A 21,659-nucleotide genomic window follows, 5' to 3' on the forward strand; every position below is an offset into this window, starting at 1 on the left:
ACCCTAACCTAATAAAAATTGCTAGAAAAATGAACAGTCAAAACAATAATTCTAACCAACTTTCCCCCTTACAAAAAGCGGCCTTAGCCGTCAAAGAAATGCGGGCTAAACTAGAGAAAATGGAACGGTCACAGACTGAACCTATCGCCATCGTCGGGATGGGTTGCCGATTTCCTGGCGGTATCAATAGTCCGGCTGCCTTTTGGGAAGCATTATCTCAAGGGATAGACGCAATCACAGATATTCCTGAAAATCGCTGGAATGTGGACGCTTACTATGATAATAACCCAGATATTCCAGGGAAAAGCTACAGTAAACGAGGAGGCTTTATTGACAAGATAGACGAGTTTGACGGCGAGTTTTTCGGCCTCTCTCCTAGGGAAATAAACCCCATGGACCCCCAACAACGACTATTATTAGAAGTCAGTTGGGAAGCCTTAGAAAATGCGGCCATTGCCCCTCGAACCCTCATGGGGAGTCAAACCGGTGTCTTTTTAGGCATCAGTGTCAACGAATATAGTGAGGCCGCAGTTGAGGGAAACCCTAATGACATCGATGTTTACACCGCTACCGGCAACGCCTTAAGTATTGCTGCGGGCCGTCTTTCCCATTATTACGGTTTCCAGGGTCCTGCGTTAGTCATCGATACGGCCTGTTCTTCTTCTTTAGTAGCCATTCACCTCGCTTGCCAAAGCTTACGGAAGCAAGAATGCGATATGGCAGTAACAGGGGGTAGTTTTTTCATGTTATCCCCCAATAGTCTGATTTCTGTCGCAAAAATGAAAGCCTTATCTCCTGACGGCTATTGTAAGACCTTTGATGCTGCGGCCGATGGTTACGTTAGGGGGGAAGGTTGCGGCCTGGTGGTGTTAAAACGCCTTTCTGATGCAGTGGCCAACGGAGACAACATTTTAGGGGTTATTCGTGGGACCGCAACCAACCAAGATGGCCGCAGTAGCGGGTTAACGGTTCCCAATGGCCAGGCCCAGCAAGCTTGCATTCGGGCAGCCCTCAAAGATGGCAAGGTTGACCCCTCTCAGGTTAATTATATCGAAACTCACGGGACAGGAACCTCCTTAGGGGACCCCATAGAAGCTAAGGCGTTGACAGATGTTTTCTGCAAAGATGGCAGAGACACCCCTTTAACCTTGGGGTCTGTAAAAACCAATATTGGTCATTTAGAAGCGGCTGCCGGGGTAGCTAGTTTCATTAAAGTGGTGTTAGGGTTACAAAATAAGCAAATTCCGCCTCATTTACACTTAAAACAGTTAAATCCTCTCATTGAAGGACTGCCTATTCATATTCCGACTCAACTCACTCCGTGGACGATTAAAGAGGGTGAAAAACGCATGGCCGGGGTTAGTTCTTTTGGCTTTAGTGGAACCAACGCCCATCTTATTATTGAGGAATGGAATACAGAGAAGGCAGGAGGCAGAGGGCAGGAGGCAGGAGGTTATTTTTTATTACCTTTATCTGCTAAAAAGGGTCAAGCTTTGAAAGGGTTAGCTAAGGAGTATCACAACTTTTTAAATAATCATCCTGAGATTAAGTTAGAAGATGTATGTTATACGGCTGCGGTGGGTCGAGATCATTTTAATTATCGGTTTGCTGCGGTGGGTCAAACTAGAGAAGATTTGCAACAAGAATTAGTTAATTTTCTTGAGTCAGATGAGAGTCAACCGAGTCCCAAAAAGCCGAAAATTGCCTTTTTATTTACGGGTCAAGGGTCACAATATATCAACATGGGTTATGACCTTTATCAAAACTATTCGGTGTTTCGAGAGACATTGAATGAGTGTAATGACCTTTTAAATTCTTATTTAGAAATCCCTCTATTAGAAGTTTTATATGAAAGGAAAGATAAAAGTTTATTAGAGCAAACTGTTTACAGTCAACCGGCTTTATTTTCCCTCGAATATGCCTTAGTTAAACTCTGGGAATCTTGGGGGGTTGAACCTGATATTATGATGGGTCATAGTGTGGGGGAATATGTAGCGGCTTGTGTGGCTGGAATCTTTAGTTTAACAGATGCTTTAAAACTCATTGCTTGTCGGGGTCGGTTGATGAATGAATTACCCCAAACTGGCGCAATGGTAGCTATCTTGACATCGGAAAAAGAGGTAAAAAAGATCCTGAGTCAGTTAGAGAGTCAGATTAGTATTGCTGCTGTCAACGGCCCGAAGAATGTGGTTATTTCTGGAGAAAAAGAAGCCATCCAAAAAGGGATAACTAAGTTAGAAAATGAAGGAATTGAAACCAAATATTTGAATGTTTCTCATGCTTTCCATTCACCCTTAATGGAACCAATGATCAAAGAATTTTCAGCAGTGGCTAAGGAAATCACTTATCATCAGCATGAGATAGATATTGTTTCTAATTTAGGCGAAACCACGGAAAACATGGCAACTGCTGACTACTGGTGTCGTCATATTATGAAAAAGGTTCAATTTTTTGAAGGAATCAAAACATTAGAAAGTAAAAACTATCAACTATTTTTAGAAATGGGGTCAATGCCAACCCTAACGAAGAGGGGACAACGCTGTTTTGATAATTTAACTAATACGGTTTGGCTGGCTTCTCTTCATCCTCAACAGTCTGATCAATCCCTGATTTTTAAATGCCTAAAAACTTTATATTCTCAAGGTTTAGATATTCATTGGCATGAGGTTTATAAAAGTCACCAATCTCAACAGAAAATTTCTCTACCAACCTATGCTTTTCAAAGAAAAAAATATTGGCACAATCAAAACAGGAGACAGGAGACAGAGGACAGACGGATAAGAATAGAACCCGATAAAACCATCAATTCTCCTCTGTTAGATCGCCGTATTCCTTCCCCTTTACAAGCCATTCAATTTCAATCAACAATTAATCTCGATCGCTTGCCTTTAGTTAAGGATCATTGTATCAATGGTATTCCCTTAATGAACTTAGTGGTTTACCTAGAAATTCTCTCAGAAGGTGTTAAAGAAGTTTGGGATCAACTCCTAGGAGAGGTCAAAAATTTAAAAATTATTGAAGCGTTAACCTTTCCCGATGAAAATAGTCATAATATCCAACTTATTTTAAACCCTACTGATGAGAAAACCGTCGAATTTCAAATCTTTAGTCAAAGGGATGCTTCTCAGTTAAAGTGGAAACTTCACGCCGTTGGAACTGTATTATTAGAAACTCCAAAAATTTCAAAAGACTCTCCAAAAAATGTAAATTTATCTTGCATTTCTAAGACAGATTGTGATATTATCTTAAAAGATAGATTCTATAAAAATCTTGAAGAAAAAGGGATTGTTCTTGGCCCAAGCTGTCAACAAATAGAACAAATCTGGCGAAAAGATCAAGAAGCCATAGCGAGTATTAACCCTAGTTCTCCTAACCCTTATTATTTGCCCTTAGGAGAAGTGGACGCTTGGATTCAACTACTTTCAGCCATTTTTCAGCAAGATTCAGCCACTTACTTACTTACCGGTCTAGAAAGCTTTCGTTCTTACTCCTTAAGCCATTTTACCTCCCACAAATCCCACACCCCTCTAACTCCTCACACTCCCCTGTATTGGGGGTATAGCCAGTTAACCCACAGTCAAGATCAAGGAAAGACCGTCTTTGGACACCTTTCTCTTTATGATAACGACGGTAACTTAGTGGCTGAGATAATCAACGCTGAGTTAAAACGGGTAAAATTTGACAAAATTAGAGATAAACAAAACAATGTAGGAGAAAAACTGCAAAAAATTACTCGTCAACAACTGTTAGATGCTAATTTAACAGATTGTCACAGGTTAATAGCCACCTATATTAAACAAACCTTAGCCCGATCATTGCAAGTATCCCCCAGCGAGATCGACGCTGAACAGTCTTTAATCAACCTTTTAGACTCTTTAATGGCCATGGAATTAAGAAGTCATTTAGAACGGGATCTGGGGTTATCTGCGTCCCTCGAACAACTGTTAGGCGATCGCAGTATTCAACAACTGGCCAGCAGTTTGCAAGAACAAATTACCATTACTCAGATGACAACTTCAACCCCAAACAGTAACCATGAGGACTTTGAGGAAATGACATTGTAACAGTGATCACTTACCAGTTATCAGTTATCAGTTAGGAAAATTAGTGAATATGAATTTAAATCAATTATTAACAGAATTATCTCAAGCTGGTGTTCAACTTTGGACGGAAAATGATCAATTAAAAATCCGTGCAGGTAAAGGAGTATTAACGGACGAATATAAAGCATTACTCAAGGAAAATAAAACAGATATAATAAAGCTTTTACAACAAAATAAGCAAGCAAAAAATACTGGCTTACCCCCGATTATTGCCGATCCTGAGCATCGTTATCAGCCCTTTCCTTTAACGGATATGCAGCACGCTTTCTGGGTGGGTCGCATGGGAGTTTTAGAATTAGGCAATGTCGCCAACCATGGTTATTATGAAATTGAAGGATATGATTTAAATTTAGATAGTTTAAACTGGGCATTAAACCAACTGATTAACCGTCATGATATGCTACGAGCAGTTATGTTACCCGACGGAAGACAACAGGTATTAAAAGAAGTTTCTGACTACAAAATTAAAACCACAGATTTAAGAAAAAAAGATCAAAATACAATTAATAAGTATTTAAATAGCATTCGTCAAGAAATGTCTCACCAAGTTTTACCCTGGGACAAATGGCCATTATTTGAATTTCGAGCAACCCTTTTAGACGAGAATAAAATCAGGTTACATATTAGCTATGATTTACAAATTTTTGATGCTTGGAGTCTCTTTAGATTATTTGAAGAATGGTTTCAACTCTCTCAAGATTCTCAAGCCAGTTTACCTAATTTAGAGTTTACCTTTCGGGACTATATTTATGCTGAAAAAGCCTTACAAGAAACGGAACTTTATCAACAATCCCGTGATTATTGGTTAAGTCGAATTTCCAGTTTACCCCCTGCCCCTGATCTCCCTTTAGCCAAAAATCCAACCACTATTAAAAAACATCAATGTCAACGGTTTAAGGGTGAATTGGATCGTCGTACTTGGCAACAGTTAAAACAACGGGCCAAACAGTTGGGCATGACCGGATCGGGGGTGTTACTGGCTGCCTTTAGTGAAGTGTTAACCCGATGGGGAAAAAGTCCCCAATTTACCTTAAATTTAGCCTTATTTAACCGTCTTCCCTTTCATCCTGACATTCACAACATTTTAGGGGACTTTACCTCTGTCACTCTTCTGTCTGTGGATAACTCAGCCCTAGACACCTTTCAACAACGGGCCCAACGACTGCAACAACAACTATGGCAAGACCTGGATCATCGCTATTTTAGTGGGGTTCGGGTGATGCGAGAATTAAACCGTCTTCGCAGAGATGTTCCCACCGCTATGCCCATTGTTTTTACCAGTACCCTAGGGTTTGAAGCCTTGGGACAAGGCACTTCCACCTTTGATCGCCTGGGTAAAATGGTGTATGGAGTCAGTCAAGCGTCACAAGTTTGGCTTGATCATCAAGTCAGTGAACAACAGGGCTGTTTAAACTTTACCTGGGACGCGGTAGACGAGTTATTCCCCCCAGGTATGATCAATGATATGTTTGAGTCCTATTGTTCGTTGCTGCAACAGTTAGCCACCTCTGGAGACGTTTGGCAGCAAACCAGCTTAGACTTACTCCCTGCCTCTCAAGTCGCCCAAAGGGAGGCTATTAACGCCACCGAGATGGCTTTACCTGATGTGACGTTATGGGACTTATTTACTAAACAAGTCCGTCAAACCCCAGATAATGCGGCGGTGATTACATCAAAACGCACTTTAACCTATGAACAACTGTATCAACAAGCTTCTGCGATCGCCCATCAACTCCAGCAGTTAGGGGCCAAACCCAATCAATTAATTGCTGTGTTGATGGAAAAAGGATGGGAGCAAATTGTAGCAGTTATGGGCATTTTAGGGTCTGGGGCTGCCTATGTTCCCATTGATCCCAATCTCCCTCAAGAACGCATTGATTATCTTCTAGAAAATAGTCAAGTTGACGTTATTTTAACTCAGTCGAAAGAAGGGAACCCCCCCTACCCCCCCTTGGTAAGGGGGGAAGGCAAGAGTCGAACTATCATCTCTGTCGATAAAAACCCGACACCCCACACCCGACACCCCACACCCCACACCCCTGTTGCTGAGCTTGCCGAAGTACACACCCCCGACGATCTCGCCTACGTCATCTACACCTCCGGAACCACTGGTTTACCCAAAGGAGTGATGATCCCTCATCGTAACGTGGTTAATGTTGTCACCTATACAAATCAACGGTTTGGGGTGAAGGAAAGCGATCGCATCCTTGCGTTAACATCCCTTAATCATGATCTCTCAGTCTATGACATTTTCGGACCGTTAAGCGCCGGGGCCGCCATTGTATTACCCGATGCTGAGAGGGTGAAAGATGCCCAACACTGGACCGAGTTGATGCAGCAAGAAAATGTGACCCTGTGGAACTCTGTACCGACCATGATGGAGATGTTGCTAGAATACTTAGAAAATAACCAAGATTCAGCCCCAGACAGTTTAAGATTAGCTATTTTGGGGGGTGACTGGTTGCCCTTAAGTTTACCCAACCGTTTAAAATCATTGATCGAGGGGGTGACACTCTTAAGTATAGGCGGACCGACGGAAACCACCATTTGGAACATTGGTTACGAAGTGGATAGGGTTGATCCCAACTGGAAGAGTATCCCCTACGGTAAACCCATGGGGAATAGTAAATATTATGTTTTGAATGAACGATTAGAAGATTGTCCGGTGGGAGTTCCGGGTCAGATGTATTGTGCTGGTGTCCAGGTAGCAAAGGGTTATTGGAATAACGAAGAAAAAACCCACGAAAAATTTATTATTCATCCAAAAACAGGAGAAATAATTTATGGTACAGGGGATTTAGGTTGTTATATTCCTGATGGCAATATTAGAATTTTAGGACGAGTTGACTTTCAAATTAAGATCAGAGGTCATCGCATTGAACCGTCAGAAATTGAGTCAATTTTGTTGAAACACCTTGACATAAAATCTGCTTTAGTTAATTATAGTAATGGAAAATTAAGTGCCTACCTCATTCCTCACTCTGATTCATGCCCTGAAGTTGAAGGAATCAAAACTTATCTAAAAGAAAAGTTACCCGATTATATGATTCCTTCTTACTTCTTCTTTTTAGACTCATTTCCTTTATCCACTAATGGAAAAATTGATCGCCTAGCGTTACCGCAGTTTGATGAGGTTAATGATAGCAACGATGATAATTATGTTGCTCCACAAACAGAATTAGAAAAAATTATTTCTGATACCTGGAAAGAAGTATTAGAAGTAGATAAAATAGGCGTTAATCGTAACTTTTTTGACTTAGGAGGAAATTCCTTACTTATTACTAAAGTTTATAATGGTTTAAAGCAGTCTTTACCAGAAAATAGTAAAAACTTCTCTGTGGTTGAACTGTTTAAATATCCCACAATTACAGCCTTTATTAATTACTTAAATCAACAAGACAATTCAGAGAATAAAGCCCATGATAATCAAAAATTAGCTAACAATATCAAAAAAGGCAAAAATCGCATTCAAGAAAGGCGAAAAAGACTTAAAAGAAATTAAAATTTTAATCAACTATTAACTATTAACTATCATGAACTTTGAACAAAACGGCTTAGAAATTGCAATTATCGGTGTTTCGGGAAGATTCCCAGGCAGTAACAGTGTAGAAGACTTTTGGCAAAACCTTCTAGATGGTAAAGAATTGACTTCTATCTTTTCTCAAAACAATGGGGAAAAAATCGAAGCCGGATCAATCTTAAAAGATGTGGAGAAATTTGATGCTTCCTTTTTTGGTTTTAATCCCAGAGAAGCCGAAATGTTAGATCCTCAACATCGTTTTGTATTAGAAACAGCCTGGGAAGCCTTAGAAACCGCAGGGTATGATTCCGAAAGAGAAAAACGTCCCATTGGTGTCTTTGCCGGGGTGGGATTAAGTACCTATTGGATCAATAATATTTATGTCCATCCTAAAAAATTTGATAGTCGAGATGGCCTACAAAATGTGATCAGTTTTGATAAAGATTATGTGCCGACTTTGGTTTCCTATAAATTGAATTTAACAGGGCCCAGTGTTAGTGTGGGAACCGCTTGTTCGAGTTCATTAGTAGCGGTTCACTTAGCCTGTCAAAGCTTACTCGCAGGAGAATGTGATATAGCCCTAGCCGCAGGGGTTTCTGTCAAAATACCGCAAAATGAGACTACTTTATGCCCAGGGGAAGTGGTTTCTCCTGAAGGCAAATGTCGGACCTTTGATGCCAATGCAAAAGGCATTGTCGGGGGTAATGGGGTGGGCGTTGTCACCCTAAAGCGCCTAGAAGATGCGATCGCTGATCGGGATTGCATCTATGCAGTGATTAAAGGCTCTGCCATGAACAATGACGGAGCCATGAAGGTGGGATACACTGCCCCCAGTGAAACGGGACAGGTGAAGGTATTAAAGGCGGCTCAGATGATAGCTGAGGTGGACCCTGAAACCATTACTTACATTGAAGCACACGGCACAGGAACAGCTTTAGGGGACCCTATCGAAGTGTCTGCCATGACAGAGGCGTTTAGCAGTACCCAGAAGCAGGGTTATTGTGCCATCGGTTCGGTAAAAACCAACGTGGGGCATTTAGACGCAGCCGCAGGGATAACCGGGTTAATTAAGACAGTTTTAGCAGTGAAACATGGGTTATTGCCACCGAGTTTGCATTTTGAACAACCGAACCCTCAAATTGATTTTGAAAATAGTCCTTTTTATGTCAATACAAAGTTAAAAGAATGGCAACCTGAAAATATGCCGCGTCGGGCAGGGATTAGTTCTTTTGGTATTGGCGGCACCAATGTTCATGTCATTTTAGAAGAGGCTCCCAACTTACCAGAAAATACTAATTCAAGATCCCATCAATTACTGTTATTATCAGCAAAAACTGACAGTGCTTTAGAGACAGCAACTCATAATTTAGGGGACTATTTAAGTCAACATTCCGATATCAATTTAGCTGACGTTGCTTATACCTTACAAGTGGGTCGAAAACAATTCCCACACCGACGGATGATGGTGGTTGAAAATCTAGATGATGCGGTGACTATTTTAACGTCTGATGATGGCAAAAGAATCTTAACCCAAGAAACAAGAGATAGTAATCGTCCTGTTATTTTTATGTTTACGGGACAAGGGTCTCAATATGTCAATATGGCACGAGAGTTATATGAAACTGAAACAGTTTTTAGAGAAACTTGTGATCACTGTTTTGAGTTATTACAATCTCATCTTGATGTTGATTTAAAAGAGATTATTTATCCTGATTCTGAAGACATAGAAACAGCGATAAAACAATTACAAGAAACGGCGTTAACTCAACCAGCTTTATTTGTGATTGAGTATGGTTTAGCTCAATTATGGATGTCTTGGGGGATTATTCCTCAAGCAATGATCGGTCATAGTATTGGGGAATATGTGGCGGCTTGTTTGGCTAATGTCTTCAGTCTTGAAGATGCTTTAATGTTGGTAGCTAATCGCGGTAAAATGATGCAGCAATTGCCATCTGGTGCGATGTTATCAGTTAATTTGTCTTCTGAAGAAATCGAGAGGTTTTTAGATGATAATCTGTCCTTAGCTGCCATTAATAGTCCTAACTTATGTGTTGTTTCTGGTGAGTTAGAGGAGATCAAAAAATTAGAAACTAAGTTAACAGAAACATCGATTACCTATCGACGTTTACATACATCTCACGCCTTCCATTCTCCTATGATGGAGCCAATAATTAAGCCATTTACAGAATTAGTTAAAACCGTTTCTTTAAATGCTCCAAGTATTCCTTTTATTTCTAATGTAACCGGAAACTGGATAAAAGAGACAGAAGCAACTGCGCCCATTTATTGGGCAAGACATTTACGCCAACCTGTTAAGTTTTCTCCTGGAATGACTCAATTAATGCAACAGTCTTCATCTATCTTTTTAGAAGTGGGACCAGGACGAACATTAACCACTTTAACCAAACAAATTGATCCCCAAAGAACGATTTTATCTTCCATTCGTCACCCTAAAGATAATCAGTCTGATCTTGCCTTTATTTTAGAAAGATTGGGGCAATTATGGTTAACTGGAATTGACATTAATTGGGATAATTTTTATCAAGAAGAAGACCGCGATCGCATTCCTTTACCGACTTATCCCTTTGAACGTCAAAAATATTGGATCGAACCATCTCAAGCGTCTCAAATAGTTAGTAATACTCAAAAATCAGAGATTAAAGATTGGTTCTATCTTCCCTCTTGGAAGCGATCAAAAACCCCCTCAGTTAATTTAAAACAAAGTGATAATTGTTGGTTACTCTTTGTAGATAATTGTGGGTTAGGAAAAGCAATTATTCAACGTCTTCAAAATGAGGATAATCAAGACATTATTCAAGTGGAAATTGGGGAAGAATTCAAAGAAATTAATGAAGAGCATTATGTTATTAATCCTAATATTAAAGAGCATTATCAAACAGTAGTAGAGAGACTATTTAAAACTAACAAAAATCCGATAATTGCTCATCTATGGACAGTCAATTCTGTTAACTCATTTGACGAATCTCAACAGTTAGGATATCAATCAATTATTCATTTGATTCAAACCATTGGCCATCGTAATGTAGAGCATCCTTTATGTCTTAATATTGTTTCTCAGCAACTGCAACAAGTGACAGGAGAAGAAACAATTTGTCCTGAAAAAGCGACCTTATTGGGGCCTGTTAAAGTTATTCCCCAAGAATATCTTAATCTAACTGCTAGAAGCATTGATCTTGTCTTATCTAGCAATAAATTAGAGCAAAAATTGATCGATAATCTCATTGCTGAATTAACCACACCTCTGCAAGATTCTATTATTGCTTATCGGGGTAATTATCGCTGGATTGAGCATTATGAAGAACTACCTTTAGAAAAGAGAGAAAACCCATCTCGTTTGCGACAAGAAGGGGTTTATTTAATTACTGGAGGAACGGGAGGTATTGGTTTAGTTTTAGCTGAATATTTAGCCAAAACAGTCCAAGCAAAATTAGTCTTATTAAGTCGTTCTACTAATTCAAGTAACTTGGAAAAAATACAAGAATTAGAACAACTGGGTTCCGAAGTTCTCCTCTTACAAGCAGATGTATCTGATGAAACACAAATGAGAGAAGCTTTTAATAAAATTTATCAAAAATTTGGTTGTCTTCATGGGATTATTCACGCAGCAGGATTATTAGGAAAAGGAGTGATTCAAGAACAAACTAAAACTCTTTCTGACCCCATTTTTGCCCCGAAAATCAAAGGAACTTTAATCTTAGAAAAACTCTGTCAAACGATTCCCTTAGATTTTCTCTATTTATGGTCATCGGTTAGTACAATTATGGGAGGGTTTGGACAAGTTGATTATGTAGCAGCTAATACTTTTCTTGACCGATTTGCTAATAGAAACTCTCAGTATTCTACTGTAGCCATTAACTGGGATTTTTGGCAAGAAGTTGGTTTAGGGGTCACTAATGCGTCAGCGTATCAACATCAGGAAAGTTATCAAGAACATTTACAGCAAGGTATCACTTCCCAGGAAGGAATTGAAGCATTTAATCGTATTTTAGCTGAAGAGATTCCTCAAATTATTGTTAGTACCCGCAACCTACCAAAAATGATGAGTATTCATCAGACTATTCAAAATCAATTAACGGCTAAAAATCGAAATAATCATCAAACCAAAAAAAGCTATTCTCGGCCCAACTTAGGTAATGCTTATGTTGCTCCTCGTAATGAAAAAGAACAAATTATTGCTGAGATTTGGCAAGATATTTTAGGCACTGAAAAAGTAGGAATTTATGACAACTTCTTTGAATTGGGAGGACATTCTTTATTAGCGACACAAGTGACATCTCGTTTACAAGAAGCTTTACAAGTTGAATTGTCAGTCAGAGAACTCTTTGCTTATCCAATGATTGCTGATTTGGCTAATTTTTTAGACAAAACCAATTCAAAATCACCTGAAAAGAAACCATCAAAAATCACTGCCGTTTCTCGTGATTCCTATCGTTTGAAAAAATAAAAAATAAAACTCAATAATAACATTTTATCCTTTCACTTTAATTATTTGATTATCATGAACCATCAACAAGAAATCATTTCAATTAATAATTATCTCGACAAATTTCATTCAGAAGATATTTTTATTTTCCCAACCTCTTCGGGTCAAGCAAGACTTTGCTTTTTAGCAGAATTAGAACCTGATAGTTTTGCCTATAATGAACAGTTTATCATTCAACTAAAAGGGAAACTTGATATTTCTAAGTTAAAACAAAGCTTTAATGAAATTGTCCGTCGTCACGAAATTTTACGCACCCTTTTTACAACTGAAGAGGGTCAACCTTTTCAAGTGATTGTACCGAATTTAACTTTAAAATTGCCGGTCATTGATTTAACTGATCTTGTAGCAACAGAACAAGAGCGTGTTATTAAAAAAACCGCTATTAATGAAGTAAAAACCCCCTTTAATTTAACAGAAATTCCTCTGATTCGACTAAAATTATTACAGCTTAATGAAGAAGAAAATTTATTAATTATTACCTCACATCATATTATTGCCGATGGTTGGTCAGGTAAAATTTTAATGGAAGAACTAGCCGTATTATATGAGGCTTTTTGTGCTGAAAAATCGTCTCCCCTTCCTCCTTTAGAAATTCAATACGCAGATTTTGCGCTGTGGCAAAATAATTATATTCAAGAAGATGCTATTATTGATCAACTTAATTACTGGAAAGATCAATTAGAGGGAAGTCCGAGCTTATTAAAACTGCCAACTGATTATTCTCGTCCTCCTGTACAAACCTATCAAGGGAGTTGTCAACACTTTCAGTTAACTCAAGAATTAACCGAAAAATTACAGCATCTCAGCAAAAACAATGGCACAACATTATTCATGTCATTACTAACAGGTTGGTCAATTTTACTCTCAAAATATAGTCAAGAAACCGACCTGGTTATTGGTTCTCCTATTGCTAATCGAAATCGAACCGAAATAGAATCATTAATTGGATTTTTTGTCAATAGTTTAGCGTTAAGAATCGATTTATCCAATAATCCCACTGTTAGCGAATTATTACAGCGAGTCAAACAAGTTTGTTTCGATGCTTATGATAATCAAGATGTCCCTTTTGAAAAATTAGTGGAAACCTTAAAACCTGAAAGAAATTTGAGCAACCATCCCATTTATCAGGTGATGTTTATTTTACAAAATGCTAATAATCAAAAGTTTAAAATACCAGGATTAGACCTTAAAATTAGGGAAAAAGAAAATATTGTCGCTAAACTCGATCTGACCCTAGAAATGCAAGAAACCCAAGAGGGAATAAGGGGAAAAATAGAATATCGAAGTGACTTATTTAAACCGGCAACCATTGAACGGATGATCGGTCATTTTCAAAACATATTAGTAGAAATTTCGACCAATCCGACACAACCGATTAATAATTTATGCCTATTAACCTCCTTTGAAAAAGAACAAATATTAAACCAATGGAATCATACTCAAACTGATTATGCAAAAGATAAAGGTATTCATCAGTTATTTGAAGAACAAGTTGTAAAGACCCCTGATGCAGTAGCCCTGGAATTTCAAGGGCAACAATTAACCTATGAAAAACTGAATCAACAGGCCAATCAACTAGCCCATTATTTGCGTTCTTTGGGGGTTGACTCAGGGGTTCTCGTCGGCATCTGTTTTGAACCTTCTATGGAGCTTTTGGTGAGTGTCCTAGGGGTTCTCAAAGCCAATGGGATCTATGTACCCTTAGATCCCAACTATCCCCAAGAACGACTAACGTATATGTTGGAAGATGCTAAGATGCAGATTTTGTTGACTCAAGAGCCATTAATTGCCAAAATTCCCCCTCAACAAGCTCAGATCGTTTGTCTGGATAGGGATAAGCAGGCTATTGCTCAACAAAGCAGCGAAAACTTAGCCAGTGATGCCACCTTAGAAGACCTAGTTTATGTTATTTATACCTCTGGCTCAACCGGAAGACCGAAAGGGGTTCTCGGTAAGATGCGGGGGCTGATTAATCGTTTACATTGGATGTGGGAGAGTCTCCCCTTTGCGGATGATGAGGTTTGTGTGCAGAAAACCTCGATTAATTTTGTCGATCATGTTGCTGAAATCTTTTTGCCCCTTTTACAAGGCATTCCTCTGATCATCGTTCCCAAGGAGAGCCGGGGAGATGTTTTGGGGTTAATGAACTTATTAAAAGAACACAACGTAACGAGACTTGTTTTGGTTCCCTCCTTACTCAAAGCAATGATCGATAGTGCGCCTCAAGAACTTTCGGACCTGCGATCGCTTAAATATTTCTTTTGTAGTGGTGAAGCGTTGCCCCTAAGTTTAGCCGAAGAATTTCACCAGACACTGAGCGCGGCGAGATTGTTTAATCTTTACGGTTCCTCAGAAGTGTCCGCCGATGTTACCTATTTTGAGGTGAATTTTTGGGAAACCGGTCAAAGAATCCTGCAATATTTCAAACCCGAAGTGGTTCGGGGTGCATCTGAAGATGGGGAGCAGAAACCCTTTACCCGGCCCGGTGTCAGTTCGGATATGCTGGCGAAACAGTTTCAACGCAGTGAGTTGCCTTTATATCCGGTCACCGTTGATGACTATTATGAGCAATTTAGCCAAGAAGTGCTACCCTACGTCATTGATACCAGTTCCCCCACCTTCATCGGACATATGACCTCAGCTTTGCCGGATTTTCTCCACGATATGAGCAAGCTGATCTCACAGTTGAATCAAAATCTGGTCAAAATTGAGACATCCAAGTCGTTGTTATTCGTAGAAAGAGAGGCGATCGCCATGTTGCATCGTCTGGTTTATAACTTCTCAGAGGACTTTTATCAAGAAAATATTCAACAAACCAATCGTAATTTGGGCCTTGTCACCACTGGCGGCACAACGGCCAACATCAGCGCCCTATTATGCGCCCGCAATGCTGGATTATTAAATACAGAAAATCCTTGGGAGTTATCAAGAGACAGTCTTTATCAGGTTCTCAGTAAAAAAGGCTATGAAGACATTGTAATTATTGGCTCTCGTCTCATGCACTACTCCCTCAATAAAGCTGCTTCAATGTTGGGTTTAGGAACCAATAATATTGTCTTGATTGATAGTAATAGTGACGGTAAATTAAACCTTAACCAAGTTGAAGCAAAAATCGAAGAATGTCGGAACAATAGATTATATATTTTGGCTTTGGTGGGTATTGCCGGAACAACCGAAACCGGGGAAATTGATCCCTTATCAGAATTAGGAGAGATTGCCCAAAAATATAACATTCATTTTCATGTAGATGGTGCTTGGGGCGGCCCGACAGTCTTTTCTGACAAGCATAAAGGAAAATTAAAAGGGATCGAAAAAGCCGATTCTGTCACCATTTGCGGTCATAAACAACTCTACTTACCCCAAGGTATTAGTGTTTGTTTGTTTAAAGATCCCCAACTCTTAAACTTTGCTGCAACCACCGCCCGTTATCAGGCTCAGAGAAACACCTACGATGTCGGCAGATTCACCATTGAAGGGTCGCGATCGGCACTGTCTTTATGTTTGCATGGGGCCCTTCATATTATTGGTAAAAAGGGATATGAGATCCTCATTAATAATGGCATCGAAAAAGCCCAATATTTCGCTCAACTCATTGACCGTTTAGAGCCATTGGAACTGATTCGACAACCGGTTTTGAATATTGTTAATTATCGATATATTCCCGATGATTTAAGAGAAAAAGTTCAGCAAAAAGCTTTGAGTGATGATGAGATTCAACGCATTAATCAACTCAATCAACAGATACAAAAAGAACAATTTGAACAAGGAAGAACCTTTGTTTCAAAAACAACCTTGCTTGACCCTGCTTATGGTCAAGAAATTGTGGTCTTTCGCACCGTTTTATCGAATCCTAATACAACAGCATCGGATTTACATCGGGTACTTGAGGATCAATTGAGAATTGCTTATCAAATTGAAGCAAGAAATCAAGGAAACCTTAACGTTAATCTTTTAGACAACCTGGTTATGCCAGAGATGACGGCAATAGCTCAAGAAGGGATAAGTTTGAGGTTTACCGAAGATCCCAACGCAGATTTAGAAGAATATCTCAAAAAAAATACCATTCCCATCGGCAAACCCATTGCCAACACACAAATTTATATCCTCGACAACAATGGCAATCTTCTACCCCCAGGGTTGACAGGGGAGCTATATGTGGGAGGTGATGGACTGGCCCAGGGGTATTTGAATCGACCGGAGTTAACCCAGGATAAGTTTATTCCTAACCCTTTTAGTCAAGACAAGACCGAAAAATTGTATCGAATGGGGGATCTCGCTCGTTGGTTGCCCAATGGCAATATTGAATTTATCGGCCGTGTCGATCGCCAGGTGAAAATTCGCGGTTTCCGCATCGAACTCGGAGAAATTGAATCGGTACTCAATAGCCATCCTCAAGTTAAAGAAACGGTGGTGATAGCAACGGAACAACTTCCTAACGACAAACGCTTAGTTGCCTATGTCATCAGTGAAGATGATTCCTTGAATCTTGAGCAACTCAGGGACTTTCTCAAAGAAAAGTTACCCGACTATATGATTCCTACGGCCTGGGTTCCCTTGCAGGAACTACCCCTTAATCCTAATGGGAAAGTCGATCGCAAAGCGTTACCCCTTCCGGACCAGGGAAAGGCCATGGCCGAAACCCCCTATATTGCCCCTCGTACCCCTGTAGAGGAAATCATCGTCAATATTTGGCAACAAGTGCTAAATGTCGAACAAGTGGGCATTGAGGATAACTTTTTTGAATTGGGGGGACATTCTCTAATGGCCACTAAAGTTATCTCTAAGATCCGTCAAAGTTTATCCGTAGAATTGCCGTTACGTTCTCTATTTGAACACCCAACCGTGGTTAAATTAGCTGAACAATTGAACAAAGCTGACACTAATATAAATATTCCGCCCATTCGTTCTGTCAGCAGAGAGGGAGAATTACCCTTATCATTTGCACAACAAAGATTATGGTTTCTTGAACAATTAGAAGAGACTAATGCTGCCTATAATCTTTCAGGGGCATTACGGTTAAAAGGGGTTCTCAATATTGAGGCATTATCAAACAGTATTAATGCTATTATTGCCCGTCATGAAGTCTTAAGAACCAATTTTAAGGCTCAAGCAGGGAAACCTGTCCAAATTATTAAAAATGTTTCCTCAGACCAATATCTTGAGATTAAGATTTTAGAAATTGACCCAGACACTGAGATTAACCAATTAATTAATCAAGAAGCAACAAACCCCTTTGATTTAAGTCAAGATCATCTCATTCGAGTGAGTTTAATTCCCTTAGAAAAGGAGGAAAACATTTTACTCATCACCCTGCACCATATCATCTCAGATGGTTGGTCCCTTGATATCTTTATCAAAGAATTATCAATTTTTTATCAAAGTTATTGTCAAGGGGAAACCCCCTCTCTACCGACCTTAGACATTCAATATGCAGATTTTGCGGTGTGGCAACATGATTATTTACAAGGGGAGATTATAGAGAATCAAATCAATTACTGGAAACATCAATTAAGGGGAATTCCTCCCTTATTAGAACTCCCGACGGATTATCCTCGTCCGCCAAAACAAACTTTTAATGGTGGTTGTCAAACGTTTCAATTACATCAGGAATTAACTGAGAAATTAAAAGAATTAAGTCAAGAAAATGAGGCAACTTTATTCATGACATTATTAAGCACATGGGGTTTATTATTGTCAAAATATAGTCGTCAAGAAGATATTGTTATCGGTTCTCCTATTGCTAATCGTAATCGCGCTGAAATAGAGCCATTAATTGGTTTTTTCGTTAACACATTAGTGATGAGAATCGATTTTTCTAATGACTTAAACTTTCATCAATTAATTGAACAAGTTAAACAGGTATGTTTAGAAGCTTATCAATATCAAGATATTCCTTTTGAAAAGCTAGTGGAGGAATTGCAACCCGAAAGAAATTTAAGTCATACCCCTCTATTTCAGGTAATGTTTATCTTACAAAATGCTAATAATCAAACGTTAGAATTATCAGGATTAGACCTAGACATTTTAGACAGAGAACATAGGGTTGCTAAATTTGATCTGACTTTATCCATGAAAGAAACTCAAGGAGAATTAGCTGGAGAAATAGAATATAATACAGACTTATTTGAAGCTTCAACCATTGAGCGGATGGTCGTTCATTTCCAGGAATTATTAACCGCTATAGCGACAAATCCATGCCACTCCCTTCAGAAAATATCATTAGTAACGGAAAAAGAGAAGAAACAGTTATTAATTGATTGGAATAAAACCAAAGCAAACTATCCAAAAAATAAATGTCTTCATCAATTATTTGAAGAGCAAGTCTTAAACACATCTGATGCAGTAGCTATTGAATTTCAAGGGGAACAATTAACCTATTTTAAACTCAATGAAAAAGCCAATCAATTAGCCTATTACTTGCAACAATCAGGAGTTAAACCTAACGATTTAGTGGCCATTTGTATGGAACGTTCTATTGAAATGGTCATCGGACTTTTAGCCATTCTCAAAGTAGGAGGAACCTACATTCCTATTGACCCGGCTTATCCTTCTGAACGCATTAATTATATTTTAGAACATAGTCAAGTTGAGGTTATTTTAACTCAGTCAAAAGAAGGCAAGAGGCAAGAGGCAAAAGGCAAGAGTAAAAAATATACGATCATCGATATTAATACTATATTCTCCCTCCCCACACCCGACACCCTACACCCTACACCCTACACCCCACCCCCTCACCTAACCCCCCAAGACTTAGCCTACATCATCTACACCTCCGGGTCCACAGGAAAACCCAAAGGGGTCGAAATATCCCACCAAGCTATTGTTAACTTTCTCTGGTCCATGGCCCAACAACCAGGGATAAACCCTCACGACGTTTTACTATCAGTAACCACCTTATCTTTTGACATCGCAGGGTTAGAAATATTCTTACCTTTAATAACTGGTGCAAAAGTCGTCTTAGTCAGTGGAGAAACTGCTATGGATGGAGTTGCCTTAAGTGAGAAAATAGACCAATGTCACGCTAGTATGATGCAGGCAACGCCGGCCACTTGGCAGATGTTAATAGATGCAGGATGGCAAGGCAAACAAGACTTAAAAATACTCTGTGGTGGGGAAGCTTTGAGTCAAACTTTAGCCAAAGACTTACTCATAAAAAGTGGTGAACTCTGGAATATGTATGGGCCAACAGAGACCACCGTATGGTCAATGATTCAAAAAATAGAATCAGCAGAAAACATCACCATTGGTCGTCCGATTAATAATACTCAAATTTATATTTTAGATAACCATTTACAACCCGTACCTGTAGGCGTACCAGGAGACCTTTATATCGGCGGAGATGGGTTAGCAAGGGGTTATGTGAACCGTCCAGACTTAACAGAAGAAAGATTTATCAATAGTCCCTTTTTTCAAGGTGGGAGCAGGGAGCAGGGAGTTAGGGAGAAAATCTATAAAACAGGAGACTTAGCCAAATATTTACCCAGTGGCAAAGTAGAATATATTGGCAGAAGTGACTATCAAGTAAAAATTAGAGGTTTTAGAATCGAACTAGGGGAAATAGAAAGCCAGTTAAATCAACATTCAGCACTCAAGAATGCTGTCGTCATTGCTAAAAAAGAAGCATCAGGAATTAACCGTTTAGTGGCTTATTATATTCCCAAAAAAGAAGAGAGTGTCACTAATGAAAAGTTAAGGAGTTATTTAAAGACAAAGTTACCCGATTATATGATTCCTTCGGCTTTTATTTCTTTAGATGAATTTCCTTTAACCCCGAATGGAAAAATCAACCGTAAGGCTTTACCTGAACTTGACGAATTTGTGTTAAGTGATAATGATAACTTTGTCCCTCCTCAAACAGAAATTCAACAAGCGATCGCTGCTATTTGGTCAGAGGTACTCGGTTTAAATTCAGTAAGTATTAATAGTAACTTTTTTGAATTAGGAGGACATTCTTTATTAGCGACTCAAGTGATTTCAAAAATCCAAGAGATGTTGAAAGTAGAAGTTCCCATTAAGCATTTATTTGAAAACCCAACCATTGAAACTTTTAGCAGCGCAATAGAAACCGCTTCTCAAGATAAACAAGCGGTTGAATTATTACCTATTGAAGTCAGCAATCGTTCTTCATTCCTTCCCCTTTCTTTCTCTCAACAAAGACTTTGGTTTCTTGAACAGCTAGAAGGCTCAAACTCAGCCTATACCATGGCAGGAGCGTTACAGTTAAGCGGTTCTTTGAATTTAGAAGCATTAGAAAATAGTGTTAATGCTATTATTAATCGTCACGAAATTTTAAGAACAAGGTTTACAACTCAAGAAGGACAACCCATTCAAGTTATTAATAATGACCTTTCAGAATCATCTTTTAAAATTAAAGTTTTATCAGTCAATTCTGATGATAATCTTCAAGAATTGATTGATAAAGAAGCAACAAAACCATTTGAGTTAAGTCAAGATAGTTTAATTAGAGTCAGCCTAATTCCTCTAGAAAAAGAAGAAAATATCTTAGTGATTGCCATGCACCATATTGTCTCTGATGCTTGGTCAATTGGGCTATTTATTCAAGAACTATCGACTTATTATCAGAGCTATTGTCAAGGAGAACAACTATCTTTACCTCCCCTAAAAATTCAATACGCTGACTATGCTATCTGGCAAAGAAAATGGTTAAAAACAGAGTCATTTGAGCAACAATTAAATTACTGGAAAAATCAATTAAAAGATGCCCCCACTTGCCTAAATTTCCCCCTTGATAACCCTCGTTCTCAACAACAAAATTATCAAGGAAATAGCTCAGAGTTTCAATTATCTTCTCAGTTGACAGAGCAACTCAAAACCTTGAGTCAAAGGGAAGGATCAACTTTATTTATGACCTTATTAACTGCTTTCAATAGTTTGTTATATTCTTACAGTGAAGATGAGGATATTTGTCTCGGTTCTCCCATTGCCAATCGGCAAAGACAAGAAACTCAAAACCTAATTGGATTCTTTGTGAACACCTTAGTATTACGTACAAATTGTTCAGGAAATCCTACGTTTAGAGAACTTTTGCAAAGGGTTAAAACCATGGCTATTGATGCTTATTCCCATCAAGAAGTACCGTTTGAGAAGATAGTTGAAGCATTAAATATTGACCGAAATTTAAGCTATAATCCCCTATTTCAAGTCTGGTTTGTTATGGATGAGGATCTAAGTTCTAATTTAGTTTTACAGGATTTAAGCTGGAAAAGAAGAGACATTAATTACCGCTCAGTTCGTCATGATTTAAGTTTAAGATTGTCAGAAAAAGCAGGAGTAATGACTGGTTATTTTGAATATAAAACCAGCTTATTTAATCAAGATACGATCATTACTATGCAAGAAGATTTTAAACTAATCTTGACTGCTTTAGTTAATAATCCTGATCAACATTTAACTGATATCAAAGCTATGATTGACCAGAAAAGACAGGAAAGAAAAGCCCAAAAAGAACAAGCTTTATTGTCTAATATGCGTCAAAAACTTAAACGTCGCAAACGTCAATAATTAAGGAATT

Annotated in this window: 4 protein-coding genes; all 4 read left to right on the forward strand. The window is 38.8% G+C overall.

Features of this window, described 5'->3' with window-relative positions:
* Positions 1 to 29: 29 nt before the first annotated feature.
* From C4E06_RS01780 to C4E06_RS01795, 4 genes are read left to right on the forward strand one after another with little or no spacing between them, the layout of a single operon-like run.
* Positions 30 to 4,064, forward strand: a complete 4,035-nt coding sequence (locus C4E06_RS01780) for a type I polyketide synthase (RefSeq protein WP_107666516.1) — start codon at positions 30 to 32, stop codon at positions 4,062 to 4,064.
* A gap of 49 nt (positions 4,065 to 4,113) precedes the next feature.
* Positions 4,114 to 7,605 (forward strand): non-ribosomal peptide synthetase, encoded by a 3,492-nt coding sequence (locus C4E06_RS01785; protein ID WP_107666517.1) that lies wholly within the window; start codon positions 4,114 to 4,116, stop codon positions 7,603 to 7,605.
* Between the two features lie 31 nt (positions 7,606 to 7,636).
* Complete coding sequence (locus tag C4E06_RS01790) at positions 7,637 to 12,088, forward strand: type I polyketide synthase (protein WP_107666518.1); 4,452 nt, start codon at positions 7,637 to 7,639, stop codon at positions 12,086 to 12,088.
* A gap of 54 nt (positions 12,089 to 12,142) precedes the next feature.
* The gene (locus C4E06_RS01795) at positions 12,143 to 21,649 is read left to right on the forward strand and encodes a non-ribosomal peptide synthetase (RefSeq protein ID WP_107666519.1); all 9,507 of its coding nucleotides are present in this window, start codon (positions 12,143 to 12,145) and stop codon (positions 21,647 to 21,649) included.
* The last annotated feature ends 10 nt before the right edge of the window (positions 21,650 to 21,659 follow it).

This window comes from Cyanothece sp. BG0011, assembly GCF_003013815.1.
GTDB lineage: Bacteria > Cyanobacteriota > Cyanobacteriia > Cyanobacteriales > Microcystaceae > Crocosphaera.